21 protein-coding genes are annotated in these 24,599 nt (G+C 53.1%); 11 read left to right on the plus strand and 10 right to left on the minus strand.

Annotation, left to right across the window (positions count from 1 at the left end):
• The first annotated feature begins 3 nt into the window (after window positions 1-3).
• Window positions 4-1,437, plus strand: coding sequence for a SusD/RagB family nutrient-binding outer membrane lipoprotein (locus OQ371_RS14830; RefSeq protein ID WP_265988833.1), 1,434 nt, complete (start codon window positions 4-6; stop codon window positions 1,435-1,437).
• Window positions 1,438-1,510: 73 nt separating this feature from the next.
• Here OQ371_RS14830 and OQ371_RS14835 read toward each other — a convergent pair whose 3' ends face one another.
• From OQ371_RS14835 to OQ371_RS14865, 7 genes are all read right to left on the minus strand, one after another.
• Complete coding sequence (locus tag OQ371_RS14835) at window positions 1,511-1,873, minus strand: DUF1801 domain-containing protein (protein ID WP_265988834.1); 363 nt, start codon at window positions 1,871-1,873, stop codon at window positions 1,511-1,513.
• 235 nt (window positions 1,874-2,108) lie between these two features.
• The gene (locus tag OQ371_RS14840; protein ID WP_265988835.1) at window positions 2,109-2,480 is read right to left on the minus strand and encodes a hypothetical protein; all 372 of its coding nucleotides are present in this window, start codon (window positions 2,478-2,480) and stop codon (window positions 2,109-2,111) included.
• A gap of 93 nt (window positions 2,481-2,573) precedes the next feature.
• Complete coding sequence (gene fahA, locus OQ371_RS14845; protein WP_265988836.1) at window positions 2,574-3,752, minus strand: fumarylacetoacetase; 1,179 nt, start codon at window positions 3,750-3,752, stop codon at window positions 2,574-2,576.
• On the minus strand, window positions 3,749-4,186 hold the full coding sequence (locus OQ371_RS14850) for a MarR family winged helix-turn-helix transcriptional regulator (protein WP_265988837.1): 438 nt from the start codon (window positions 4,184-4,186) through the stop codon (window positions 3,749-3,751). Before OQ371_RS14850 ends, fahA begins: the two co-directional genes overlap by 4 nt.
• Window positions 4,187-4,267: 81 nt before the next feature.
• On the minus strand, window positions 4,268-4,993 hold the full coding sequence (gene phhA / locus OQ371_RS14855) for a phenylalanine 4-monooxygenase (RefSeq protein ID WP_265988838.1): 726 nt from the start codon (window positions 4,991-4,993) through the stop codon (window positions 4,268-4,270).
• Window positions 4,994-5,094: 101 nt separating this feature from the next.
• Window positions 5,095-6,231: a 4-hydroxyphenylpyruvate dioxygenase gene (gene hppD, locus OQ371_RS14860; RefSeq protein WP_265988839.1), complete on the minus strand. Its 1,137-nt coding sequence runs from the start codon at window positions 6,229-6,231 to the stop codon at window positions 5,095-5,097.
• A 14-nt stretch (window positions 6,232-6,245) separates the two neighbouring features.
• Window positions 6,246-7,424 carry a homogentisate 1,2-dioxygenase gene (locus tag OQ371_RS14865; RefSeq protein ID WP_265988840.1) on the minus strand — a complete coding sequence of 393 codons (1,179 nt, stop codon included), beginning with the start codon at window positions 7,422-7,424 and terminating at the stop codon, window positions 6,246-6,248.
• Between the two features lie 239 nt (window positions 7,425-7,663).
• Here OQ371_RS14865 and OQ371_RS14870 point away from each other — a divergent pair, with 239 nt between their 5' ends.
• Together OQ371_RS14870 and OQ371_RS14875 are read left to right on the plus strand one after the other, a co-directional pair.
• A complete protein-coding gene (locus OQ371_RS14870; protein ID WP_265988841.1) occupies window positions 7,664-8,575 on the plus strand; it encodes a nucleotidyltransferase family protein in 912 nt (303 codons plus the stop codon).
• A 441-nt stretch (window positions 8,576-9,016) separates the two neighbouring features.
• Entirely contained in the window at window positions 9,017-9,415 is a 399-nt protein-coding gene (locus tag OQ371_RS14875) for a T9SS type A sorting domain-containing protein (protein WP_265988842.1), read from the plus strand.
• Window positions 9,416-9,557: 142 nt separating this feature from the next.
• Here OQ371_RS14875 and OQ371_RS14880 read toward each other — a convergent pair whose 3' ends face one another.
• The gene (locus tag OQ371_RS14880) at window positions 9,558-11,252 is read right to left on the minus strand and encodes an AMP-binding protein (protein WP_265988844.1); all 1,695 of its coding nucleotides are present in this window, start codon (window positions 11,250-11,252) and stop codon (window positions 9,558-9,560) included.
• A gap of 373 nt (window positions 11,253-11,625) precedes the next feature.
• Here OQ371_RS14880 and OQ371_RS14885 point away from each other — a divergent pair, with 373 nt between their 5' ends.
• The 8 genes from OQ371_RS14885 to OQ371_RS14920 all read left to right on the plus strand — a co-directional run bounded on the left by OQ371_RS14885 (window position 11,626) and on the right by OQ371_RS14920 (window position 22,968).
• Window positions 11,626-12,483 carry a CAP domain-containing protein gene (locus OQ371_RS14885; protein WP_265988845.1) on the plus strand — a complete coding sequence of 286 codons (858 nt, stop codon included), beginning with the start codon at window positions 11,626-11,628 and terminating at the stop codon, window positions 12,481-12,483.
• Window positions 12,484-12,713: 230 nt separating this feature from the next.
• Window positions 12,714-13,541, plus strand: coding sequence for a FecR family protein (locus OQ371_RS14890; RefSeq protein ID WP_265988847.1), 828 nt, complete (start codon window positions 12,714-12,716; stop codon window positions 13,539-13,541).
• Between the two features lie 103 nt (window positions 13,542-13,644).
• Window positions 13,645-16,710, plus strand: coding sequence for a SusC/RagA family TonB-linked outer membrane protein (locus OQ371_RS14895; protein ID WP_265988848.1), 3,066 nt, complete (start codon window positions 13,645-13,647; stop codon window positions 16,708-16,710).
• Between the two features lie 18 nt (window positions 16,711-16,728).
• Window positions 16,729-18,426: a RagB/SusD family nutrient uptake outer membrane protein gene (locus OQ371_RS14900; protein ID WP_265988849.1), complete on the plus strand. Its 1,698-nt coding sequence runs from the start codon at window positions 16,729-16,731 to the stop codon at window positions 18,424-18,426.
• 164 nt (window positions 18,427-18,590) lie between these two features.
• Window positions 18,591-19,514, plus strand: coding sequence for a sugar phosphate isomerase/epimerase family protein (locus tag OQ371_RS14905; protein ID WP_265988850.1), 924 nt, complete (start codon window positions 18,591-18,593; stop codon window positions 19,512-19,514).
• Window positions 19,515-19,619: 105 nt separating this feature from the next.
• A complete protein-coding gene (locus tag OQ371_RS14910; protein ID WP_265988851.1) occupies window positions 19,620-20,363 on the plus strand; it encodes a 3-keto-disaccharide hydrolase in 744 nt (247 codons plus the stop codon).
• 124 nt (window positions 20,364-20,487) lie between these two features.
• Window positions 20,488-21,834, plus strand: coding sequence for a Gfo/Idh/MocA family protein (locus tag OQ371_RS14915; protein WP_265988853.1), 1,347 nt, complete (start codon window positions 20,488-20,490; stop codon window positions 21,832-21,834).
• 117 nt (window positions 21,835-21,951) lie between these two features.
• Window positions 21,952-22,968 carry a DUF6807 domain-containing protein gene (locus OQ371_RS14920; protein ID WP_265988855.1) on the plus strand — a complete coding sequence of 339 codons (1,017 nt, stop codon included), beginning with the start codon at window positions 21,952-21,954 and terminating at the stop codon, window positions 22,966-22,968.
• Between the two features lie 104 nt (window positions 22,969-23,072).
• Here the strand turns inward: OQ371_RS14920 and OQ371_RS14925 are convergent, their stop codons facing one another.
• Together OQ371_RS14925 and OQ371_RS14930 are read right to left on the minus strand one after the other, a co-directional pair.
• Entirely contained in the window at window positions 23,073-23,474 is a 402-nt protein-coding gene (locus OQ371_RS14925) for a hypothetical protein (protein ID WP_265988856.1), read from the minus strand.
• A gap of 262 nt (window positions 23,475-23,736) precedes the next feature.
• Window positions 23,737-24,510 (minus strand): tyrosine-protein phosphatase, encoded by a 774-nt coding sequence (locus OQ371_RS14930; RefSeq protein WP_265988858.1) that lies wholly within the window; start codon window positions 24,508-24,510, stop codon window positions 23,737-23,739.
• Window positions 24,511-24,599: the final 89 nt, after the last annotated feature.

A 24,599-nucleotide genomic window follows, 5' to 3' on the forward strand; every position in this document is an offset into this window, starting at 1 on the left:
ATCATGAAATTCAAGTATAAAGTAATTATCCCCATGCTGAGCCTGCTGATCGGTATGGGCGGGTGTAAGGATTATTTTGATCTGAAAGAAAACCCGAACCTGATTAGCAACCCACCGCTGAATTCATTTCTGACCACCACGACGCAGAAAACCGCCCTGAACTCGCAGCGGGTCGCCAGTTTTACGTCGTACTTTGTGCAGTATCTGGCCAGCCCCGGAACCGCCGGATCGACAGATACTTACCAGATTACGGACTACACCTCGACCTGGGACGCGGTTTACTTCGGCATGGCCGACCTGTACGACCTGAAAAAGAAAGCGCAGGAACAGGGTGCTTCCGAATACGTTGGCGTGGCTGACATCATGCTGTCGTACCACCTGAGCCTGATCGGCGACGTGTTTGGCGCGGCTCCGTTTTCCGATGCGTTTACCGGGACTACGCTGACGCCCACATACGACAGCGAAGAGACGGTTTACAACACCGCGCTGAACCTGCTCAACGAAGGGATTGCCGAACTGGCCAAACCTGATTCAAAAGTCCTGCTGATTCCGCAGGGACAATCGACCAATGCCAACGACCTGATTCACAGAGGGAGTAAAGAAGCTTGGACAAAAACGGCGTACGCGCTGAAAGCCCGGATGCTGAACAAGGTTTCCAAGAAAAGCACCTACAAACCGGCCGACGTGCTGGATGCGGTTTCCAAATCGTACACGTCCAACGCCGACGATGCGCAGATGGGGTCGTTCCTGCTTCGGGGGCCGTGGGCGCAGGTGGCCCGCGACAACGCAAACCTGAATCTTGACGGCTGGCTTTCCGATCAGTTCGTTAATCATCTGAACGGCACGACGTACGGGATTGTGGACCCGCGGATTGCGAAAATCACGGATAAAACTGTCAACAACGATTACAAGGGCACCCGGAACGGCCAGGGCAACGTGGGCGGTAACAACACCACGAAAGACGAAAGTTACATTTCGCTGAATTCCCCGCTGACCGGCGACGCGTCTCCGCTGCTGCTTGTCACCAACGCCGAAATGCGGTTTGTGGAAGCGGAAGCGGCTTTCCGGGCGGGTAATAAAGCAACGGCTTACACGGCGTATCTGGCCGGTATTCGGGCCAACATGGACAAGTACGGGGTGGATGCGGCTGCGCGGGATGCGTACATCGCCAATCCGGCGGTGAGCGTCGGTTCGGCGGCCCTGACGCTCGACCTGATTTTCAAGGAAAAGTACGTGGCTACCTACCTGAATCCGGAAGCCTGGAACGACGCCCGTCGCTACGATTACAAATACCAAGGATTCCGGCTGCCGCTGAATGCCGCCCTGCCGACGTTTATTCGCCGGGCCGCGTATCCGAACGGGGAAACGACCAAAAACGGAGCCAACGTTCCGGATGAGGTTCCGCTGTCGACGCCACTTTGGTGGGATAAACCGTAATAGAAGATTGATGCTGTCAGGAAGGGTGCCCGGTTTTCCGGGTACCCTTTTTGGTTATATAGCGACGCCGGACTTAAAACGTCCCGTGGTTTTTGGCCATTTCCAGCAGTTCGGTAAGGCCCGGCGTCGTTACTTCCTCGGGCGACTCAAACTTGATGTGCCGTAGCAATTTGCCGGTGCCTTTCAGCAGGCCGTTGGGATCGGGAAGCTGGGTGCCGAAGTTGAATCCCAGATTAACACTTGAATTGAGCGGGGCGATGTAGCAGATTTCGTCCGACATGTGGGGGCCAGTTCCGTAAATAATGGTTTTGTAACCGGTGTTCACGGATTCGTGGGCGTCGGGCATGATGCTCCGAACCAACTCCCTGACTTTTAAGGCAAGATCGCGCACTTCCGGTTTGTAATCGGCTAAGAAAGTTTCTATTTGGTTTGTCATACGTGGGTTTAGTTTAGCCAAAACTAAAATTTATCCATAAAAAGTGCAATAACTGCACCATCGTTAGCCTTACAGGATGAACTAGTTGGATTGGATCGCGATGCAGAAGGGGCCGCGCAGGCATTTAGGCGATGGAGCAAAAAGAAGAGAGGGTGCGCGTTTGGTTGCTTATCACGGTTATTCCGTTTGCAGCAAATGGGGGGATTTTTCTTTTTTCTGACTCACCGATCCCGAATTACTCGGGCGAAGAAAGGTAGTTGATTTCGATTGTGCGTTTGCCGTCTCGATCCGGTTGGCTAATGGAAAAAGATTCAAGGGATGTTCCTTTCCGGGATAGCAGACGCCTGACATACCTGGCATTGTTCGACGGCTTGCCGTTGAGAATGTAGGTAACTGTGCCGGAAGGATAGTTAAACAGATTGAGCGTATCCATTACAGTGATTCTGGCCGTTCCATCCTGGTTAATGTAATCATACGTTGCCTGGTCCTTTTGCCGGATCTGGTCGTAGGAGGGGATGGCTCCTTTTGCCGGACGGTTCTGACCAAAGGCAGCCGGAATGCAGCCAATCAGGCCGATCAGGAAGGCGGAGGCAACGCAACGTTTCATAGTCAGCATGGATGTGGTTCCCAAGGTAGCGTTTATCAAGGTAGCGTTTATTCTGAATCGTCGAAAGCAGGAAACCCCGGTAACGGACAGGTTCTAGGAAACAATTGTTCCCCGAACGTCGCCAAAATCAACTTGTTTCCGGCCCGCCCAGCCGCGCAGAATAACCGTATCACCGTCGTGCAGAAAGCTGCGGGTTGAACCGTCGGGCAGGGACACCGGGCGGCTGCCGTTCCCGCTTAGTTCGAGCAGCGAGCCGCACTGGTCGGCGGTGGGGCCGGAGATGGTACCGGTGGCCAGCAAATCACCCACGTTCAGGTTACAGCCGTTGACGGTATGGTGCGCAATCAGCTGGGCTACGCTCCAGTACAGGTAACGAGAATTGGTCCGGCTTAGTATTAATTCCTGCTGGTCCGATGTTTGCAAAGCAACTTCCAGCTCAATATCAAAATGGGAGCGCCCGGTGGCTTGCAGGTAGGGCAGGGGCGTCGGGTCCTGCCTAGGCCCGTCCGTCCGGAACGGGTCAAAGGCTTCGAGCGGCACCACCCAGGGTGAAACGGATGAAGCAAAATTTTTACCCAGAAATGGCCCCAGCGGCTGGTACTCCCAGCGTTGAATGTCGCGCGCCGACCAGTCGTTGAACAGGACCAAACCGAAAACGTGCGATTCGGCTTCGTCAACCGGCACCGGCTCGCCCAGCTTCGACGGTTTGCCGATCACGATGCCCAGTTCCAACTCGAAATCCAGCGCCTGCGTCGGGCCGAAAACGGGTTGCTGATCCGGGCCCAGAAACTGACCGCTGGGCCGTTTGATGGGCGTACCGGAAAGGACAATGGACGACGCCCGCCCGTGGTAGGCCACCGGAAGGTGTTTCCAGTTGGGCAGCAACGGCTCAGCCTGCGGGCGAAACATCCGGCCCACGTTGCGGGCGTGTTCCTCGCTGGCGTAAAAGTCCGTGTAATCACCGATGCGAACGGGCAGGTGGAGCGTGGCTGTGGCGGCTGGAACCAGCACCTGATCGACAAAAGCGTTGAGCGGTTTGTCAGAATTGGTCAGTAACTCAATCAGCCGCTGGCGAACGGTTTGGTGAGCGGGTTTGCCCAGTTCTATCAACGGATTCAGCACCGGCTGGTCGAAAACCGTCAGGTCAACCACCAGATCGTCGAAAAAGCCCAGACGGCCAACCGCGCTCAGGTCGAGAATATGGTCATTGAGCCGAACGCCCACGCGCGGGCCGGACCTGTCGGTGCTGAAGATGCCGTACGGAAGGGTCATTCATTAAAGTTGTGATAAATCGAATCCATGATGCGCACAAAATGCTGGTAATCTTCCTCGCTGAGGTTACCCCAGCCTTTCCGCCGGATCTCGACCACGCTCGGCAACACCTCTTCGTATTTACGCTGCCCTTCGGGCGTCAGGAAAATCAGGAACTTCCGGCGGTCGTCTTCGGCCATCCGGCGTTCGGTCAGCCCTTTTTTGCAGAGCAGATCAATCATTCGGGTAACGGTCGGCGCATCTTTCGTAGTCAGCTCCGACAAAATATTCTGGCTGATGCCGGGGTTGCGAAACAAGTGATCAATGAGCACCCACTGGTCGACCGTCAGATCGAACCCGGCTTCGTTGAACCGCTTTTGAAGGACATTCCGAATTCTCTTTATGGTGGTGTCGATCTTGAAAAAATAAGCCCGTTGATCGGAAGGGTGCGTCATGCGTTAGTTAGCGGTTAACGTTGTCAATTTCACCATACAGCTAAACAATAGGGTGAAAACCAACCACAAATTTACGCCAAACTAAGTGACTAACAACGCATCCAGCTTTTCTTCGATTTCCGGAATCGAGTGGTACAACTGCTCGTAGGACTTGATCACGAAATACCGGTCCTGATAGTGATCAATAACATACGGCGTTTGCAGGAGCTTTTCAACGTCGTAGGGAATGCGGTCGGGACGCTGGCTCGACAGGCTGTAGGTGGTTTCGCCCGGTGACGACAGAATACCGCCCCCGTAAATCCGCAATCCCTGCGGTTCCTGAATCAGACCGAACTCGACGGTATACCAGTACAGCCGGGAAATCATCTCAATCGCTTCCGGGTGGTCGACGTGCGCCAGGGCAATCCGGCTCAGGGCCGCCAGAAAATCGCAGAATGACTGATTCGACAGCATCGGCACGTGTCCGAATGTATCGTGAAACATGTCCGGTTCTTCCAGGTAATCAAGCTGTTGGCGTTTTCGCAGCCAGGTCGTCGCCGGAAAGTTGCGGTTGGCCATGAGTTCAAAAAATGCCTGGTTCGAAATCAGGCCCGGCACGGCCGAAACCCGCCAGTCCGTAAGCCGCTGCAACCGCGGATTCAGTTCACGCTCAAAATCCGGAATGTGATCGGCTGCAAAACCGACCTTCTCAATACCGTCGAGATAAGCCTGACTGGCTTTGCCCGGTAACTGCGCCATCTGCCGGTCAAACAGCAACCGCCATACGGCCTGGTCGTCGGCGGTGTAGGTGTGGTATGTCTGGAGCATTGTTTAATGAGTGAATGGGTGAGTGAGCGAATGAGTGAACAGCTACCGCCATCAAAAGCATGATCTTGAGCTTACTCTACCATTCGCTCCTTCATCATTGGTTAAAGCGTTCCCCGCAATTCCTGTTCGTGTTCGATGGCTTCGAAGAGGGCTTTGAAATTGCCTTTACCGAAGGATTTGGCGCCTTTCCGCTGGATGATCTCGAAAAACAAGGTTGGGCGCGGACCGATGGGCTTCGTGAAAATCTGGAGCAGGTAGCCTTCGTCGTCGCGGTCGACCAGGATGCCGAGCGAGTGCAGGGCGGCCATTTCCTCGTCGATCTGCCCAACCCGGTCGAGCAGGTCGTCGTAGTAGGCATCCGGTACTTTCAGAAATTCCACGTTGCGGCTTCGCAGGTCCGTCACGGTTTGTACGATGCCGTCGGTGGCCACGGCAATGTGCTGAATACCGGGGCCGCCGTAAAAGTCCAGGTATTCTTCCACCTGCGACTTCTTTTTGCCCTCGGCCGGTTCGTTGATCGGGAATTTGATGCGCCCGTTGCCGTTGCTCATTACTTTGCTCATCAGCGCCGTGTAATCGGTGGAAATGTCATTGTCGTCGAAGGAAACCAGTTGCCGGAAGCCCATAACGTTGGCGTAGAAGTTTACCCAGGTGTTCATCTCGTTCCAGCCAACGTTGCCAACCATATGATCGACGTACGTCAGCCCCACTTCCTGCGGCCGGTGTTCGGGTTCCCAGCGTTTGTAACCGGGCAGAAAAATACCGTTGTACTGACTCCGCTGGACAAAAATATGGACCGTATCGCCGTAGGTATGAATGCCCGACCGGACCACAAAGCCGTCGGTGTCTTCTTCGCGCGTGGGTTCCATAAACGGTTTTGCGCCCCGATTTGTCGTTTCTGCGTAAGCCTTTGCGGCATCATCGACCCAGAGCGCCACCACCCGTACGCCGTCGCCGTGCTGGTCGATGTGTTCGCCGATCTCCGTGCCACCGTGCAGCGGTGAAGTCAGCACCAGCCGGATTTTGCCCTGCACGACCACGTACGATTCGCGGTCGCGCCAGCCCGTTTCCAGTCCGGCGTGGGCCAGCGGCTGAAACCCGAACGCCGTCTGAAAGTAGTGCGCCGACTGAAGGGCGTTGGCCACGTACAATTCAATATAATCGGTACCGTTCAGCGGCAGAAAGTCGGTTTCTGCGTCGGTCCGTGGTTTTGCTTCGATCTGTTCTACCGTGTTCATAGTTGTTGATGGGTTTATTCAAGCCAGGATTGATAATAGGTGCCATCGTCGAGCTGTAGGGCTGCTTCGGTCAGCATCAGGGGCCGGAAGGTGTCGACCATCACGGCGTATTCCTGCGTTTCCTTTTTGCCAATGCTCCGTTCCATCGCGCCCGGATGCGGTCCGTGCGGAATACCGCCCGGGTGGAGCGTGAGGTGGCCCGGCGCAATGTCGTTGCGGCTCATAAAGTCGCCGTCGACGTAATAAATCACTTCATCGGAGTCGATGTTGGAGTGGTTGTACGGGGCCGGAATCGCTTTCGGGTGGTAGTCGTAGAGCCGTGGGCAAAACGAGCAGACGACAAAGGCGTCGGTCTGGAACGTCTGGTGCACCGGCGGGGGCTGGTGGACGCGGCCCGTGATCGGTTCAAAGTTTAAAATTGAAAAGCCGTACGGAAAATTATACCCGTCCCAGCCCACCACGTCGAACGGATGCGTGGCATACACCAGCGAATGCAGCGCGCCCTGCTTCTTGATTTTTATCAGAAAATCGCCGGTTTCGTCGTGGGTTTCCAACTCCTGCGGACGTTTGATGTCCCGTTCGCAAAACGGCGAATGTTCGAGCAACTGCCCAAACTGGTTGCGGTAGCGTTTGGGCGTATAAATCGGGGAGTGCGATTCCAGGTACAACAGACGGGGCTGCGTTCCTTCATCGAACTCGATTTGGTAAATCATGCCGCGCGGAATGATGAGGTAATCGCCGTATTCGAACGGGATGGTACCCAGCAGGGTCCGCAAGCGCCCCGAGCCGCGGTGAATAAACAGCAACTCATCGGCGTCGGCGTTTTTGTAGAAGTAATCGGTGGTTGAGCGGGTGGGGGCCGCTAAACCGAGAATGACATCCTTGTTAATCAGCAGGGAAACCCGGCTTTCCAGCAAGTCACCCGGGAAAGGTTCGAGGTTGAAACCGAGTAGTTTGCGCGACAGCATGTTTTTCTCAACGGCCACGGCGGGCGTTGCCTCCACACTTTCCAGCACGGCTTTCACCATCGTAGGCCGGTGAATGTGGTACAGCAGCGACGACATTCCCTCGAAACCAATCGTGCCAAACAACTGCTCATAGTAAAGACCCGGCGCGCCATGCTGCCCCGTCGGTTTTTCAAACTGGGTGTGCCGCTTCGGCGGGATTCGGCCAAGGGTGTGATAGAAGGGCATGGCGTTAATAAATTACCAGTTGTTGATTGCTTTACTAACTATTGTTATGCTTACAATTATAGAAAATAATTCCTGATTATTGAACAATTTATAGATTAAATTTTCTTATAAACTGATTTTGTGGATTTCGATCCCGCTATGGTCATTTAATGAGCAGTCATGTCGACTCCAATCAGCATTTGTTTATTTTTGCCCGACTAAGAACTTCTATTCACAGAATTTTCAACGGAGAAAACCTGATGCAACCCACACTTCTGATTTTGGCCGCCGGAATTGGCAGCCGCTATGGTGGAATCAAACAACTGGATCAATTTGGTCCGAACGGTGAGACAATTATCGATTACTCTTTATATGATGCCATCCGCGCTGGTTTTGGCAAAGTTGTATTCATCATCCGCGAAGAGTTACGGAGGGATTTTGAGGGAATTTTTCTGCCTAAGTTAGCCGGTAAAATCGAGGTTGATTTCGCGATCCAGGCGCTGGATTCGTACGTGCCGGAAGGAGTCGGGCCGGTTCAGCGCACGAAGCCGTGGGGAACGGGCCATGCCATGCTGTGTGCCTGGCAACAAACCGATACGCCGTTTGCCATCATCAACGCCGATGATTTCTATGGTCAGGAAGCGTTCGAGATTCTGGCGAACTTTCTGGTCAACGATACCAACGACGACCTGCACGCGCTGGTGGGGTACGAAATTCAGAACACGCTGTCCGATTACGGTTCGGTATCGCGCGGAGTTTGTGAACTGAATCCGGACGAAACCCTGGAGTCGGTGGTGGAGCGAACCAAGATTTACCGACTGAACGAAGGGGAAAATGCCGGGCAGATTGTTTTCGAGGAACCGGACGGGTTGACGCCCCTGGCTCCCGAGACACCGGTATCGATGAATTTCTGGGGTTTCAAACCGGCGGTGTTTCCGTTGGTGCAGGAGCAATTTTCCGATTACGCCCGGGCCAATTACAATTCACCGAAAGCCGAGTTTTACATCCCGACCATCATGACCAACCTGATTGAGCGGAACCAGGGCCGGTGTAAAGTCTTCCGGAGTCGTTCGGAGTGGTTTGGGGTTACGTATCCGGAGGACAAACCAATGGTGCAGGCTTCCCTCAAACGGCTGCATGATACCGGTAAGTATCCTGAGAAATTATGGTGATTTTCGGAAAACAACACCAAGATTCGTAGATATGGCTTCATTTCTAAACCGGGTTTTTCGGAATTAAGGAAAATTTTGGTCAAAAGAGCCAGAATTTGCAGGCAAAAAAAGTCAGAATGAAAAAAGTCCCGGCCAGCATGGCCGGGACTTTTTTCATTACCGGAAGATTGCGTTGTACTTTTTTAGATTACGTGGTATTTATCTCAGAAAAATAGCATTTCACTTTTCAAAGTATTAGTAGTAAACAACCGTAAAGTGTTGTACTTTTTTTAGTTTAACGTACAAATTATAAACAACTTTCTAGAAGTTAACATTTAGGTAATTGACTTGTATTCAGTAGGGTGTAAATTTGCATCAACAAAGCAGTCGACAAGAGTTTAGTAGGGTAAGCATTTTGTTTATTGTACTATAACGAGTCTGAATACAACCTTAAGAAAGAACATGAAAACTATCAAAAATAATGTGCTGTTGGGCTTAGCCGTGCTGGCTACCACTTCCTTTGTAGCTATTGCCCCTTCTGCTAATGCCCGTGTACTGGACGGCCCCAAAGCCGAAACGAAAGCCGCTTCTGTATCCATCCGTGAAGTAGGTAACCTGAAATTTAAAGTCGCTTTGAACCAGCCGAGCAACGAGCGCGTCTTTGTTTCAATCGTCGATGACTCAAACAACAAACTGTACAACGGCACGCTGAGCAAAAAAGATCAGGCGGGTCGGGTATTTGACCTTTCACAACTGGCCGACGGTCGGTATGTAATCGAAGTATCGTACGGCAAAGAACGTGTTTCTCAGTCGTTCGCTATCCAAACGCAAGTAAGCCGTGTGGTTCTGGCGCGGAACTAATCCCTCGGGTGCTGCCGCGATAGCCCGCTAATTCTCGTCCACTTTGTCAATAAAGCGAAAAGGGCCCGTTCTGAGAACGGGCCCTTTTCGCTTTATTGGATGATAAACGGCACCGACTATGCATCATATAGCCTTCAACTGATTATCCTTCCCAAATCACCGTTTCGTCCCGTTCCAGCCAGGGTTGCAGGTGGGGCTGGTAGCGAGACTCAATGATTTTGCGCCGAATTTTCAGCGAGGGCGTCATCATGTCGTTGTCAACGGTCCAGGGGTCTTTGACAATGACGGCTTTTTTCACCCGCTGATAAGTATGCAGTTGCGGATTCAGGGACCTGAGCGTTTCTTCCAGACTTTGCGAGACATCTTCTTTGTCGGCCTGCATACCCGTTTCCGACAGCACGATCAGGGCAATCGGCTGCGGCAATTCCTGCACCGCCACGCAAATCTGATCTACGTAGTTATTCTCGGCAAAACCGGTTTCGATCTCGGCGGGGGCCACGTATTCGCCTTTGGTGGTTTTGTATATTTCTTTCACCCGGCCCGTAATCGTCAGATAACCGTCTTCGTCCAGCGAACCGACGTCACCGGTATGAAGCCAGCCGTCGGTGTCCAGCGTAGTTGCCGTCATATCCGGTTCCCGGAAATAGCCCCGCATGGTCCAGTCGGAACGGGTTAGCAGTTCGCTGGTAAGGGGGTCGAACCGGAGCTGAATTCCCGGGTAGGGTAGCCCAACGGTGCCATCTTTGATGGCGTGGGCGGGCATGACCGACACCACGCCCAAATTTTCGGTCATGCCGTACGCTTCCTGAATGTGAATGCCCAACTGCCGGAACCACTGGATGATCGGTATGGGGGTGGGAGCCGCGCCGGTCAGGATCAACCGGGCGTTATTCAGACCGAGCGCCATCCGGAGCCTGCGTTTGATCAGGCTCGACACCAGCGGAATCTTCAGGAGTCGGTCGAGCTTCTCCTGCGGAATCTTCTTGAGGATATTCTGCTGAAACTTCAGCCAGATCCGGGGTACGCCCAGAAAGTGCGTCGGGCGGGCCGCAGCCAGATTCCGGGCGAAAGTCGCCATCGACTCAACGAAATAGACTGTTCCCCCCGTAATGAGGCTGAGCGCTTCCACCAGGTTGCGTTCGGCAACGTGACAGAGCGGCAGGTAGGAGAAAAACCGGGGATCGGGCACATTAACCCGCATCTGCGGCAGGGTGGCGTCAATGGCGCTGATCATCGCCCGGTAAGGCATCTTAACGCCCTTGGGACTGCCCGTTGTGCCCGACGTGTAAATAATTGTAAATAAGTCTTCCGAATGAGGTTGTGGGTTATCCGTCATGGGTTCGTAGTGCTCCAGAATGTCATTCCAGGGCGTAGCGTCCGGGTCGGGGGGCATCGTTTCACCGGTTTGGGGCGGAAAAGTAATGCGGTGAATATGTGGAGAAACACCGGCTTTCATTTCCGGCCATTTGTCGAGTTTGCCGACAAACAAAACCGAACAATCGCTATGGTCCAGCACCTGCCGGAGTTGACCCGCCGTCAGGGTTGGGTAAAAAGGAACAGAAACGTGGCCGCTGAGCAAAATAGCTAAGTCGGCAATGATCCAGTGAGCACAGTTTTTAGAAAGCAGACCAATGTTGCTTTTCGGGGGAAGGCCCAGCGAGTTGAGGTAGGTTGCCAAGACACGGGCCTGTTTTCCGACTTCGCGCCAGGTGTAATCGCGGTAACGGTCGCCTTCGGGTTGACGCAGATAGACTTTCTTGGGCTGTTGTCTTTCCCAATAATAAAAATAGTCAAGCAGCGTCCGCCCTTTCTGAAAATCAGAGCGTAACGTGTTCATAATAAAGAGTTCGGGCTGGATTTTGAAATTTAAAAATAGTATTTGTTTTTGAAATAATTGTAGATATTGTGGAAATAATTATTTTAAAATCCCACTCATTATAGCCATACGCTAATAAAAGATGCTGATTCCTAGAAGAATGGAGTTTTCGAGGAAGATTGCCGATGGGAGCGCGGTAAAAAACAGGATAAAATGAAATCGTTTGTCTGATAAATCCCGAAAATTTTACTTGCCACTATAACTGAATGCGGGCGGACGCTTAAGGTTTTCAGCGGTAGGAGAGGAATTTCAGTGCGTTGTTGCCTTCCTGCTGCGCTTTCTTTACTTTTAGCAACAGGGCACGTCGTCCGGTTTTGCAACTTGTAGTGTTTCGATGCGATCGCTGATCTGTCTTCTGCTGTTTATTGCTTCCTTGTCGTTCGGGCAGGCGCCGAAAAATTTGAAGAGCGATATCAAATTGCCGAAAGATGCCGCTTACACCACCGCTCCCAACGGTTTTCCGGTTTTCGATACACCTGCTCAGGTGGTCAATGCCTTCAACTACGCCCGGCGCCAGGAGGAAAAGCAGATGAAACTACCCGCCAACAGCCTGGGGAGCTTGTCGTTACCGGAAAAGTATCTATCGCTTTTGCCCGCCGATCGGGCCCTGTTTATCACCAACAGCGAACGCACCGCGCGGGCGGGTGTCAATTATGGGGCGGGAAAAACGCTCGGCCTGCCGCTCGAAGGGCTGGAAACAAACCTGAACGCCGTTGCGCAGGGCCATGCTGCCGACATGACGGCTCACCATTTCTTCAGCCACACCAGCCAGAACGGCCGCACGGCTTTGCAGCGCATTAACGCCAAAACTGTATTCAGCGGCAAATGCTACGAATTTATGTCGCGGGCCGAAAATATTTACATGTTTTGCTATTATTCGAGCGACAAACCCGTGTTGGAAATACCCACTTTTCTGGTGGAACAGGCCGTCTTCTCCTGGCTGTACCAGGACGCTTCGGTAGCCTGGGGGCACCGTGAAACGCTGTTGATTCAGGACAAGGATGCGTCGGGTGGACAGGGTTTTCACAACAACCGGGGGGCGGCCGCCAGCGAAGGATTGCTGGGCGTCGGTTTGGCAACAAAAGCCGACTACGGCCCCTGTTCCAGGATTTCGGGTTACCAGCGGGTGGGTCATGTAGTGGTGATGAACCTGGTTGATCCCGCGCCCGACTGTTCTTATAGCCTTCCCTAACGTTTCTCCTGAACCAGTTGTCTTTCTCCATCCGAACCGGTTCCGGTCCGGAAAATACCTGCCTATTTTTCTTCAGAACACACCCCAAATTCAGTCCACTGGCGGGAAGGCAGAATTGAGTAAAGCCCGACAGGACAGGACGAATCTTTGTCGTCGAAATTCAGTAGGTGACAAGTAGAACGTTTCTCGGCACTTCTTTTGTGACAAACTTTATCTATAAAAAATGCTAAATGAAACACTTCTCCGCCTACACTGCCGAGGAGTTAGCCGCTGACGAATTATTCATTCGGTGGGTTCAACATCCTGATGATGCCGAGGTCTCGGCGTACTGGGAGGGTTGGCTGGCCTACCATCCGTATAAAGAAGACACCGTGGCGTTAGCCCGCGAACTGGTGCATCTGGCATCAAATCCGGGTTCTCAGCCACTGGAAGGGGAGGAGGTCGTATCGTTGTGGGGAAGAATCCGGTCATCGATCCAGGAAATGCCGGAGTTGCAGCCGTTGCAGCCCGAAATTCAGACCTGGGTGACCAACTGGTACATTTTCCGCTGGGTGAGTGCTGCGGCCGCTATTGTCCTGTTCATTGGCTGGGTGCTCTGGATGCAGGGATCGCACGCTATGGAAACCATTCGGACCCCGTACGGGGTCGCTAAAACCGTTAAACTACCGGACGGAACCATGGTAAAACTGATTGGGAACAGCCAGCTCCGATTTGCCCGTGTGTGGTCGGAGGAAGTGCCGCGGGCGGTCTGGCTCGAAGGAGAAGCTTTTTTTACCGTAGCCGAACGTCCGGGTTCCGGCGAGGACAGTAAGTTCCGGGTTCATACCAACACCCTGACGGTTGAAGTCCAGGGGACGCGGTTCAACGTATCGCAGGGTAAAAAAGGAACGCGCGTCATGTTGTCGTCCGGGAAAATAAAACTGATGCTGAACGATGATCCGCAGGTGATCGAAATGAAACCGGGTGAGTCCGTGGAGATTCCGGCGCCGATTACGATTCCGCACAAAACCTCATCCATACATACCTCGGTGAAGGTTCAGAATCTGCCGATTAGCTAAACAATACACCTTGTTCATAACCAGTCTCTATTAACTAATTTAAACTAAACCAACCATCTCTACATGTATGAAAGGTAGGATTACTAGTCTTCATTCTCCATGGATGAACGGGAGAAGTGTCTTCAATCAGTTGAGTACGTACGGTCTGGCCGGCTTGTTAATCGGAAGCTACCCGCTACAGGCCGCTACAAAACCTGACGCAGCCCGGGCCGTTTACAGACACCCGTTGGCCGTTGTCACCACAAATCCAGCCGCTCAGGAGCGAACCATCTCCGGACAAACACTGTCTGCGGAAGACAACGCTCCGTTGCCGGGCGTAAACGTCGCCGTGAAGGGCACGACCCGCGGCACCACCAGCGATGCCGAAGGCAAGTTTCGAATTGCCGTTCCAGACAACAACGCGGTGCTGGTGTTCTCGTCAGTTGGCTTTATCACGCAGGAAATTACGGTTGGGGCGCAGTCGGCGGTCAGCATCAAGATGGCCGTTGACCAACGGACGCTGAATGAAGTGGTCGTGGTTGGGTACGGGGTGCAAAAGAAAAGCCAGGTAACGGGCGCTATTTCGTCGGTCGGTTCCAAAGAAATTGCCGAACTACCGATTACCAACGCCCGGCAGGCGCTTCAGGGCCGGGCGGCCGGGGTCGACGTGGTGCAGAGCAGCAGCAAACCGGGTACGGGACCGGTGGTTCGGATTCGCGGCCGTCGCTCGATCAATGCCTCCAATGATCCGCTGTACGTAGTGGACGGAATTCCGATGGCGGGTAGCATTGATGACATCAACCCCAATGATATCCAGTCGATGGAAGTTCTGAAAGATGCCTCGGCAACGGCTATTTACGGCTCGCGGGGCTCAAACGGGGTGGTCCTGATTACCACAAAACGCGGAAAACCGGGTAAAACGGTTGTTAGTTACGACGGCTACTACGGTCTTTCCGACCGGCTTGGCCAGATCGACGTTTTCAACGGAGCGGAGTTCGCCGAATACAAACGGGAGTCGCGCCGGGCGGTTAATCAGTACACCACGGATGAAAAACTCTTTGAGCCGGTCGAACTGGACGGGATCAAGAACAACCGGAGCACGGATTACCAATCGTATCTGTTGCGGCAGGGAAATATCCAAAGCCATCAGATCGGGGTGCAGGGCGGAAGCGAAAAAACGCAGTTTGCCATTTCGGGCAACTACTTCAGAGACGTGGGCGTCGTCAAAAATCAGGATTTCACGCGGTACACGTTCCGGATCAACCTTGATCACCAGATCTCACCCAGAATCAAAATCGGAACGTCGACCCTGGGCGTATATAGCACGCGTAATGGTGAAAACTTCAACCCCCTGGGCGGGGCTTACGCGGAAAACCCCCTGGGTAAACCGTATGATGATAACGGCAAGATGATCTTCCTGCCAACCTCCGACGGTTTACGGACGAACCCGATTGCGGAAATTATTCCCGGTGCGCAGGTTGATCTGACCAAGCGGATCCGGCTCTTCAACAGCATTTACGGGGAATGGAACATCCTCAATGGGCTGAAATACCGCGTCAACTTCGGACCGGACCTGTCAAATCGGCGGATTGGTCGGTTTGTTGGTAGCCAGACCAATGCCCGTCGCGGGGCGGATCCAACGGCTTATTCGTTCAACGAATACCAGTTCAACTGGACGCTGGAAAACATTTTGACCTACAACAAGACCCTGAAAGACGTGCATAGCATCAACGTTACGGCTTTGCAGTCGGTGCAGAAAGACGATTACGAAACCAACCAGATCGATGTAACGGGGGTGCCGGCCGAATCACAGCAGTTTTATAACTTGGGTCAGGCTTCGCTCATCAACAGCGTGGGTAGTAACGTCCGGCGGTGGGTGCTCAATTCCTACATGGCCCGGGTTAACTATGACTACCAGGAACGGTATCAAGTGACACTGACGGCGCGGTACGACGGCTCGTCACGGTTTGGGGAAAACACGAAATACGGCTTCTTCCCGTCGGCGGCCGTGGGCTGGAACATCGACAAGGAGGGCTTCATCAAGCGGCAGACCTGGATTGACCTGCTGAGACTGCGGGCCAGTTACGGAACCATCGGCAGTACCGCCATTGATCCTTACCAGACGCAGGCGCAACTGGCCCGTACAACCTACGCCTTTGGTGCAACGGGGGCCTTTGGGTACCGGCCGTTTACCATCAGCAACCCGGATTTGAAGTGGGAGACGACAACAACTGGGAACATCGGATTGGATTATAGCTTCTTCCAGGGCCGTCTTTCCGGAGCACTGGAATACTACCGGGCCGACACCCGCGATCTGTTGCTGTTTGATCAGTTGCCCCTGACGAGCGGTTTCGATCGGGTATTGCGCAACGTGGGTAAAACGCGCAACCAGGGTATCGAGTTAACGGTATCGACGGTTAACGTGGATGCGCCGAGCGGCTTCCGCTGGACAACCGATTTACAGTTTACCCGCAACCGCGAGTCCATTCTGGAGTTGTTTAACGGGAAAGTGGATGATGTAGGCAATTCCCGGTTTATTGGTCAGCCGCTGACGGCGTACTTTGATTACAAGAAAATCGGTATCTGGCAGACCAATGAGGCTGATGAGGCCAAGCGCTACCAGAGTGCAGTAGGCCAGATCAAGATTCAGGACACAAACGGCGATGGTAAAATTGATCCGGTTGATCGGGTCATCCTGGGATCGCAGGTGCCCAAATTCAGCGCCGGTATCACCAACCGGTTTGAGTACAAAGGCTTCGATTTGTCGTTCTTTGTCTTTGCGCGGATTGGCTACATGTTCCGCAGTATTTTCCACCAGGACTTCCTGACGCTGGCCGGTCGCTATAATTCGCTGGATGTTGATTACTGGACGGCCAACAATCCGACCAACGAATTTCCGCAGCCGAACGTGAACCAGGAGTTCCCGCCTTTCCGGTCAACCCTGCTGTATTTTGACGGGTCATTCGTGAAAATCCGGAACATCAATTTCGGCTATAACGTCCCGACAACGCTAACCAACAAGTTGCGCATTAGCTCGTTGCGCGTATTTGCCAGCGTTCAGCAGCCCTTCATTTTCTCGGAATACCGGACGAAATACAAAGGGGTCGATAGCGAAACCGACGGTGATGTGAACGCCAACCAGTCGCCCGCAGTCCGGCAAACTACTTTCGGTATCAACCTGAAATTTTAATTCCCATTAACGAACACGATGAAAACCTATAAATCATTATTAGTTGCGGGCGCGCTGCTGTTCAGCGCTACGGGTTGCAACGACTTACTAAACGAAGTGCCGGTTTCGCAGGTGGGTAGCCAGTATGCCAATTCGCCCAACGGATTTGAAGCGGTTGTCAAAGCGGCTTATGCTTCCCTGCGGGAGTACTATGGCCGGGAAGATGCCATGACGCTGACCGTTTTTGGAACGGATACGTACACGATGGGGGCCGATGGTAGTTTTAAATTTGTGAATCAGTATACTTCGCAGATTGATGGCCGGCTGGGGCCGACGAACAACATCTGGAATGCGTTCTACGGTGCGATCAACACCATCAATGTGGCGCTGGATGCGGCTGACGGGATTGCCGGTCTGGATGAAACCATCAAAAAGCGTCGGGTAGCCGAGCTGAAGTTTTTGCGGGGACATCATTACTTTATCCTGGTGCAGATGTTTGGACCCGTCTCGTTGCTGACCAAAGGGAACCTGACGCCCACTAAGGAGTTTAGCCGTGCTCCGGTGAAAGATGTGTACGCACAGATCGTTTCCGACCTGGAAAGCTCCCTGACTGATCTGGCTACGCCAACGTCCGAATACGGCCGGGTTACCAAAGGAGCGGCCGAACACCTGCTTGCGAAAGTGTACCTGACCAAAGCGACGGATAAGGATGCCGCTGCGGCCGATGATTTTGCCAAAGCAGCGACGTACGCGCAGAATGTCATTAAAAACTACACGTATAACCTGTTGCCGGATTTCTCGAGCGTTTTCGCGCAAGGTGGAGGTGAGGTAAACAGTGAGGTTATTTTTGCTACCCAGTATACTTCCGAGCCCATTACCAATATTGGAACGGGTTACAATTCGACGACTACCAACACGGTTACCATCAATGGCAACCAGACGCACCTGTACTTCGTAATGGAGTACGACAATCAGGCGGGGATGCAGCGCGATGTGTTGAACGGACGCCCGTTCAGACGGTTTATGCCGACTAACTACATGCTGAATGTTGTGTTTGCCGAAAAAAACCGTACGATTGATTCCCGGTATAAAAAGTCGTTCAAAGACACGTACTACGTGAACAACCCCACCAAAACGACGCCGATTTTCGACAATTCGAAAACCTCGTTGAAGTTTGTGGCGGGCGATACGGCTATTTTTCTTCCCGGTTACGAAATGCCGCTGGAGGAGCGGGCCAAACGACGCTATCAGGTACTGGTGCCTAGTCTGTACCGACCAAACCTGTTCCCGGCCCTGGTGAAGTTTATGGACCCGTTGCGTCCAGACCGGACCTACGAACCGGGTAGCCGCGACTTTATCATGTTCCGCTTGGCCGAAACGTACCTGATTGCGGCCGAAGCGCTGATTAAGCAAGGCAAACCGGCCGAGGCTGTGCCGTTCATCAATGCCGTTCGTCGTCGGGCCGCCTGGCCGGGCAAACAGGCCGAAATGGAAATCACGACCGCCCAGGCAACGATGGATTTTATTATGGAGGAGCGCGAACGGGAGTTGGCGGGCGAAATGCACCGCTGGTTCGATCTCAAACGCTGGGGTGTACTGGTAGAACGCGTGAAAGCCTACAACCCCGACGGAGCACCCAATGTTAAGGATTTCCACGTTCTGCGCCCGATTCCGCAGGATCAGATTGACCGGACGGCGGGCGGATCGGCCAGCTATCCGCAGAATCCGGGGTATTAAGCCCGAACGTTATCCGCTGCAACGGCCCCTGAACCGACAAGTGTGTTCAGGGGCCGTTTGCTAAGCGATGTGAGTAGATTCACCCCCGGCTTTCCTTCCTTAACCGGGTTCGGTTAACGACCACTACACTCCAACCTTATTCGGTTAACTGAATCAGATCGATTATGCAGAATACCGTTAACAGACGTCAATTTCTTGCCACCGCCGGTTTATCGGCGCTTGTTCTGGGCACGAAAACGAATCTACTGGCCGAAACCGCTAAGAAGTCCGGCTTGAAAATTGGCTACTCCGGCATTACCTGGGGCGGCAAAGATGAGCAGGCCATCAGGGAGCTTGCTTCGCTAGGGTACAAAGGAATTCAACTGCGGGCCAATACGTTTGCGCCTTATAAAACCAAGCCGTCTGAACTGAAAGCACTGCTGGACCAACACCGCCTGCAACTGGCCATGTTTTCGAGCGGTAACGTAGAAGTTGATCCGGCGAAGTTTCAGAGCACGGTGGATATGCACGTGGCCCACGCCAGTTTCGTAAAAGCGCTGGGCGGTTCGGCGTTCCAGATGACCAATAGCCTGCGGAAAAACGGGCAGGCACCAACGACCGACGAACTCAAGAAGCTGGCGCAGATAATGAACGAAATCGGCAAGCAAACCGCCGATCTGGGTGTTCAGGCAACCTACCACAACCACATGAAACAGTGGGGGGAAACACCGGAAGAGGTGGACGTGCTGGTGCAGGAAATGAATCCAAAATACGTTAAGCTGCTGCTGGACATTGCCCACTACAAACAGGGCGGGGGCGATCCGGCCAAAGCCGTGCTGCAATACAAGGACGTGCTGCACGCGCTGCACCTGAAAGACACCAAAAGCCCGCTACCCGAAAAGCCCGACGATCCGAAAGCCTACAAGTTTGTGGAGCTGGGACAGGGTAACGTGGATGTTCCGGCGGTGTTTGCGGCCCTGGATAAAATCAAGTTCAAAGGGTGGGGCGTTGTGGAATTGGATGGCGTGCCCGATCCAAATAAAACACCCCTGCAATGCGCGCAGATCAACAAAGACTACATTACTAAAACGCTAAACTTCCCACTTTAAAACCCTGCTTAACGCAGATAACTCCGCTTACCTCCGCGAAATAAGTTTAAAAAGTCCTTTCGCAGAGTTGAGCGGAGAATAGCGACGTTCGGCGGAGAACAGATTATGAAAACATTCTTGATGACGGCAGCTTTGCTGGTTGGGCTAATGGCCGCCGAAAAACCGCAGGCCCCCAACACCCTGACCGAGAAAGAGAAAAAGGAGGGGTGGAAGCTCCTGTTCGATGGAAAAACCACCAAGGGCTGGCGGGGCGCTTACAAGGACAAATTCCCCGAGAAAGGCTGGCTTGTTCAGGATGGTACGCTAACCATCAGCAAATCCGACGGGTCGGAGTCGACCAACTTTGGGGACATTGTGACCGACGGCGAACACAGCGATTTCGATCTGACGTTTGAGTTTAAACTGACCGAAGGGGCCAACAGCGGATTGAAGTATTTTGTGGTGGAAGAAACGCCCAAACCGGCGGGGTCGGCCTACGGACTGGAGTACCAGGTGCTGGATGACGACAAACACCCGGATGCCAAAAAAGGGAATAACGGAAACCGTACCGTTGGATCACTCTACGACCTGATTGCGGCCAAAGACAAAACAGCCAACCCGATTGGCGAATGGAACCAGGCCCGCGTTGTGTCGAAAGGCAAGCACGTTGAGCACTGGCTGAATGGCAAAAAGGTGGTGGACTACGAACGGGGCAGCGAAGCGTTCCGGGCGCTGGTGGCGCAGAGCAAATACAGCGCTCCTTCGTATAACGCACACGGTCGGTTCGGAGAAGCCCCCAAAGGGCACATTCTGCTTCAGGACCACGGCGATCGGGTGTCGTTCCGGAATATGAAAATTAAAGCGTTATAAAAAGTCGTAAGCCAAAAACGATCAGCGGATTATAGTAGACTTTCACCGAATAAGTCTTTCCATTAATGGTCTCTTGGCAACCTTCAGACGTATACAACTTACAAACAACTAAACGACATACCGTATGGAAAATCGTCGCGACTTTATAAAGAAATCTGCACTGGCCGGGCTGGGCATGAGCTTTTCAGCCGCCAGTTACGCCCGTATTCTGGGCTCTGCCGACCGCGTACGGGTTGGGATTGTTGGCTTCTCGGATCGCTTCCGGGGAGCGCTGGCACCGAGTTTTGCCGCACACGCCAAAGAACTTAACTTCGAGTTTGTGGCGGTATCCGACATTTGGAGCCGTCGGCGCGAGGAAGCCGAAGCCCACCTGAAAAAGAACGGCTGGATCAGCGATAACTTCGTAAAATGCCGCAACAACGAAGAGCTCTACGACCGGAAGGACGTGGACGCGGTAATCATCAGTACCGCCGATTTCCAGCATGCGCTGCACTGCGCGGAAGCCGTGGACGCCGGACGTGATGTGTACGTGGAAAAACCGTTTGCGGAGTCGCTGGAAGATGCCCGCAAAGCGCTGAAAGCCGTTGAGAAAAGCAAGAAGATCGTGCAGGTTGGCTCGCAGCGCCGGAGTACACCGAACTACTGGGCCGCCAATGAATTCATCAAATCCGGTAAGTTTGGCGACATCGCCATGGTGGAAATGACCTGGAACGTCAACCAGCCGGGTCGGTGGCGCCGGGCCAAGCTGGTCTCCGAAATCAAAAAAGAAGATACGGACTGGAAACGGTATCTGATGAACCGCCCGATGGTGGAGTGGGATCCGCGCAAGTATCTGGAATTCCGCTTGTTCTATCCTTACTCGTCCGGTATTCCGGGGCAGTGGATGTCGCACCAGATCGATACGGTACACTGGTTCAGTGGCCTGGAGCACCCGCGCAGTGTGGTGGCTAACGGCGGTATTTACGTCTGGAAAGACGGTCGGGTAAACCCCGATACGTTCACGGCCGTGTTCGATTATGGTCCAGATGACGACAAGTCAAAAGGGTTCCAGGTGCTGTACAGCTCCCGGATGACCAACGAAGCGGGCGGGACCAAGGAATTGTACTACTCAAACGGGGGTATGATTAACCTGGACACCAACAAAATCAGCTCCGAAGGCGGTCTGGAAGCCCGGGCAGCGCAGGAAATGGGCATGAAACCGAATCTGCTGGCGGATCAGACACTGGCGACCACCGGCGAGAAGCAGGTAACATCGGCCAACACCGGTGCCGATCCGATGACGTCGCGGCACATGCGCAACTGGATGGAGTGCGTTCGCAGCCGGAAAGAACCCAATGCGCCCGCGAAAGCCGGATACAACCACTCGGTGGCCAGCATTATGTCGACCATTGCCTACCAAACCGGCGAGCGCGTGACCTACGACAGCGCCAAGCAGGAGATCCTGGCGAGTGGAAAAACCGTAAAAGTTTAACGTAAAGAGAAACTGACCGGAACGCGGATTAAACGGATTTAGCAGATTGAAACGGGGTATCGTTTTTGATCGGGGCGATTCGTTCAATCCGCGTTTCCATAACTACCCATTCTGAAAATGAAAAAACTGACGCTGTACTTTCTCCTGATGACCACCGGCGTGATGGCCCAGAAGCAACGCGTTCAACTGGTAAACAACGAAGCGCAGAAACGAGTGGAGGTGACCGTCGATGGCAAACCGTTTACGGCGTACATCTACCCCGGGCCGGACGTGCTGAAAAAACCGGTCTTGTATCCGATCCGGACGGCGGGCGGTAACTTCATCACGCGCGGCTGGCCAATGGACCCGCGGCCGGGTGAACGCGTCGATCACCCGCACCACGTGGGAATGTGGCTCAACTACGGCGACGTCAACGGCCATGACTTCTGGAACAACTCCAACGACGTTAAAGGCCACGGCGGACCGTTCGGAACGATTGTGCACACGGGTATCAAATCCCTGAAGAGCGGGGGAGATCAGGGCGAATTGGCAATAATGGCCGACTGGCTCGATAAAGACGGCAAACCGATGCTGCAGGAAACCACCACGTTTATATTCAGCGGAACACCGAAGGAACGCAGCATTGAACGCATAACGACCTTGAAAGCGCTGAACAAGGATGTGACGTTCAAAGACAACAAGGAAGGAATGGTGGCAATCCGGCTGGCGCGCCAGCTGGAACACCCCTCCAACAAGCCGGAAGTCTTTACGGACGCCAGCGGAGTGGCAACCAAAGTTGCGCAGATGGATAACTCCGGCGTTACCGGGAAATACAAAAGCAGCGAAGGCGTTGAGGGAGAAAAAGTATGGGGAACCCGCGCCAAATGGATGAACCTGACGGGGGTTATTAACGGCGAGAACGTCTCGGTAGCTATTCTTGATAATCCCAAAAATGTGGGCTATCCAACCTACTGGCACTCCCGGGGGTACGGTTTGTATGCCGCCAACCCGTTGGCTCCCAGCATCATGAGTGAAGGTAAGGACAAGCCGATGAACTACACGCTACCCGCCGGCAAGTCGGTAACATTCCGGTATAGAGTCCTGATCACCTCGGGCGCGGTTTCGGATGAGTCACTGAGCCAGAAAATTAACTAAACGGTTCGCCCGGCCAGCAATGGGATAGGTTGGCCTTTTGAAAGATTTAAAGCCATCTGATGCATCAGATGGCTTTTTTATTCTGATCCGTTGGCGTTCTGAGGTCAGTTTAATTGGGCACTAACCGGGGTTTTGTACGAAAATTGCGTTTGTTTGTTGATTATCCACGAACGGAAAGCCGGGCTTTTACCGCCCATAGTAGATAATTCCTCGTCGATCTGACGAAGCAGAAAACTCAGTTGATGAATTAGCATCCATTGTTGTTTCACCTGCTGCTTGGGTTGCGTGGTCGGCCCCGTTTCCGATGTTTCGTTTACCAATTGCCGAACGGTACTCCGCAAGTGGTATTGAATAACCACCAGCCGGCCCGCCATAGATTGGTCGACGGGGTGTTTCTCCAGAAAGAAAATGCCTTCGGCAATCAGTTGATTCCGGCGTTGCAAATGCTGGGTTACGGTAAGCCAGGCTTGATCCGCTTTGATCGAGTCATACGAGACCTTTCTCATGATAGTAGGTTATTTACAAGTTTAAGTACGGCTATCCTAAAATAGTAAATAATCCAAATAATATGCCAGTGTTTGTTGTAAAGTATAAAATTTTAGTTGGATATTTTACTACTGGTAATAGTTTCCTTTTCTTTCGTTGACGAAAGTAGCCAAACGGCTAGTCAGCGGCCAAAAGACGAAATTGGTCTGTAAAATCTACCAGGAGGACGGAGGAGAAAATTGGGGAAATGGAATGAATAGCAGCCGGAAAAGCGCCAGCTATTCAGTGAAGCAAAGAGTTGTTTACCAACAGGCCACTCTCCATGAGCTTACGGAAGTAGGGTAATTTTCGGGCCTCCTTGATGGTCGGTAATTGCGCTTCGTGGTAAATATCCGTTCCAACGAAAGAAATCAGTTGCTGGTCGATCATCCACTCCGCCAGATGACGGGATTCGCGGGAAGGCAGGCCCGTCAGGGAAAGAAGATTCACCTGAAATTTCACGCCCTGGCCGTGCAGGACACGAACCGCTTCGGGGTCCTTTTGCAGATAAATGTACTGCTCAGGATGCGCCATAACCGGAACGATATTTCGCTGCTGAAGCGCCGAAATCACCTTGTCCAGCTCGTAAGGACGCTTGACCAGACTGGTATCAAGCAGCAGGTAACGTTCGTTCCTGTTACCAAACGTTAGCAAGTCGGCATTGGAATAGAGAATTTTCAGCAGGTTAATTTCCACGAAATATTCGGCCGCTACTTCCACCTCGATGTCAATCTTTGATTTCTGCAATTCGTGTTTGAGCAAAGCCGACGAAGCCGAGATGCTGTCGATGGTGTTCTGGTAGTAGCCGTTCATGATGTGAAGCGTGGCCACTATTTTCCGATAACCTAAATCCGACAATTCGCGAAGAAGGCTGAGGCTGTGTTCGACCGAATCCGTCCCGTCCTGCCTGCCGGGCAGCAACTGGGCATGAACGTCAACATAGAGGCCGGAAACCGTACTTGGAGGAGCAGGCTTGGTAGGTTTGGCAAAGGCGCGGATAAAAAAATTAAAAGGCATTTTCTGAGTAACTAACAAGTTCAGAAAGCCGAGGAAGTACCCTTATTGGTTAGCACAACGACCCCGACCGTCGGGGAGTGAATGACATG

It is taken from the genome of Larkinella insperata (assembly GCF_026248825.1).
In the GTDB taxonomy this organism is placed as follows: Bacteria; Bacteroidota; Bacteroidia; order Cytophagales; family Spirosomataceae; genus Larkinella; species Larkinella insperata.

Coding starts and splice junctions, on each gene's coding strand:
- OQ371_RS14830 (WP_265988833.1), top strand. CDS start 4: ATGAAATTCAAGTATAAAGTAATTATCCCCATGCTGAGCCTGCTGATC.
- OQ371_RS14835 (WP_265988834.1), bottom strand. CDS start 1,873: ATGACAAACCAAATAGAAACTTTCTTAGCCGATTACAAACCGGAAGTG.
- OQ371_RS14840 (WP_265988835.1), bottom strand. CDS start 2,480: ATGAAACGTTGCGTTGCCTCCGCCTTCCTGATCGGCCTGATTGGCTGC.
- fahA (WP_265988836.1), bottom strand. CDS start 3,752: ATGACCCTTCCGTACGGCATCTTCAGCACCGACAGGTCCGGCCCGCGC.
- OQ371_RS14850 (WP_265988837.1), bottom strand. CDS start 4,186: ATGACGCACCCTTCCGATCAACGGGCTTATTTTTTCAAGATCGACACC.
- phhA (WP_265988838.1), bottom strand. CDS start 4,993: ATGCTCCAGACATACCACACCTACACCGCCGACGACCAGGCCGTATGG.
- hppD (WP_265988839.1), bottom strand. CDS start 6,231: ATGAACACGGTAGAACAGATCGAAGCAAAACCACGGACCGACGCAGAA.
- OQ371_RS14865 (WP_265988840.1), bottom strand. CDS start 7,424: ATGCCCTTCTATCACACCCTTGGCCGAATCCCGCCGAAGCGGCACACC.
- OQ371_RS14870 (WP_265988841.1), top strand. CDS start 7,664: ATGCAACCCACACTTCTGATTTTGGCCGCCGGAATTGGCAGCCGCTAT.
- OQ371_RS14875 (WP_265988842.1), top strand. CDS start 9,017: ATGAAAACTATCAAAAATAATGTGCTGTTGGGCTTAGCCGTGCTGGCT.
- OQ371_RS14880 (WP_265988844.1), bottom strand. CDS start 11,252: ATGAACACGTTACGCTCTGATTTTCAGAAAGGGCGGACGCTGCTTGAC.
- OQ371_RS14885 (WP_265988845.1), top strand. CDS start 11,626: ATGCGATCGCTGATCTGTCTTCTGCTGTTTATTGCTTCCTTGTCGTTC.
- OQ371_RS14890 (WP_265988847.1), top strand. CDS start 12,714: ATGAAACACTTCTCCGCCTACACTGCCGAGGAGTTAGCCGCTGACGAA.
- OQ371_RS14895 (WP_265988848.1), top strand. CDS start 13,645: ATGAACGGGAGAAGTGTCTTCAATCAGTTGAGTACGTACGGTCTGGCC.
- OQ371_RS14900 (WP_265988849.1), top strand. CDS start 16,729: ATGAAAACCTATAAATCATTATTAGTTGCGGGCGCGCTGCTGTTCAGC.
- OQ371_RS14905 (WP_265988850.1), top strand. CDS start 18,591: ATGCAGAATACCGTTAACAGACGTCAATTTCTTGCCACCGCCGGTTTA.
- OQ371_RS14910 (WP_265988851.1), top strand. CDS start 19,620: ATGAAAACATTCTTGATGACGGCAGCTTTGCTGGTTGGGCTAATGGCC.
- OQ371_RS14915 (WP_265988853.1), top strand. CDS start 20,488: ATGGAAAATCGTCGCGACTTTATAAAGAAATCTGCACTGGCCGGGCTG.
- OQ371_RS14920 (WP_265988855.1), top strand. CDS start 21,952: ATGAAAAAACTGACGCTGTACTTTCTCCTGATGACCACCGGCGTGATG.
- OQ371_RS14925 (WP_265988856.1), bottom strand. CDS start 23,474: ATGAGAAAGGTCTCGTATGACTCGATCAAAGCGGATCAAGCCTGGCTT.
- OQ371_RS14930 (WP_265988858.1), bottom strand. CDS start 24,510: ATGCCTTTTAATTTTTTTATCCGCGCCTTTGCCAAACCTACCAAGCCT.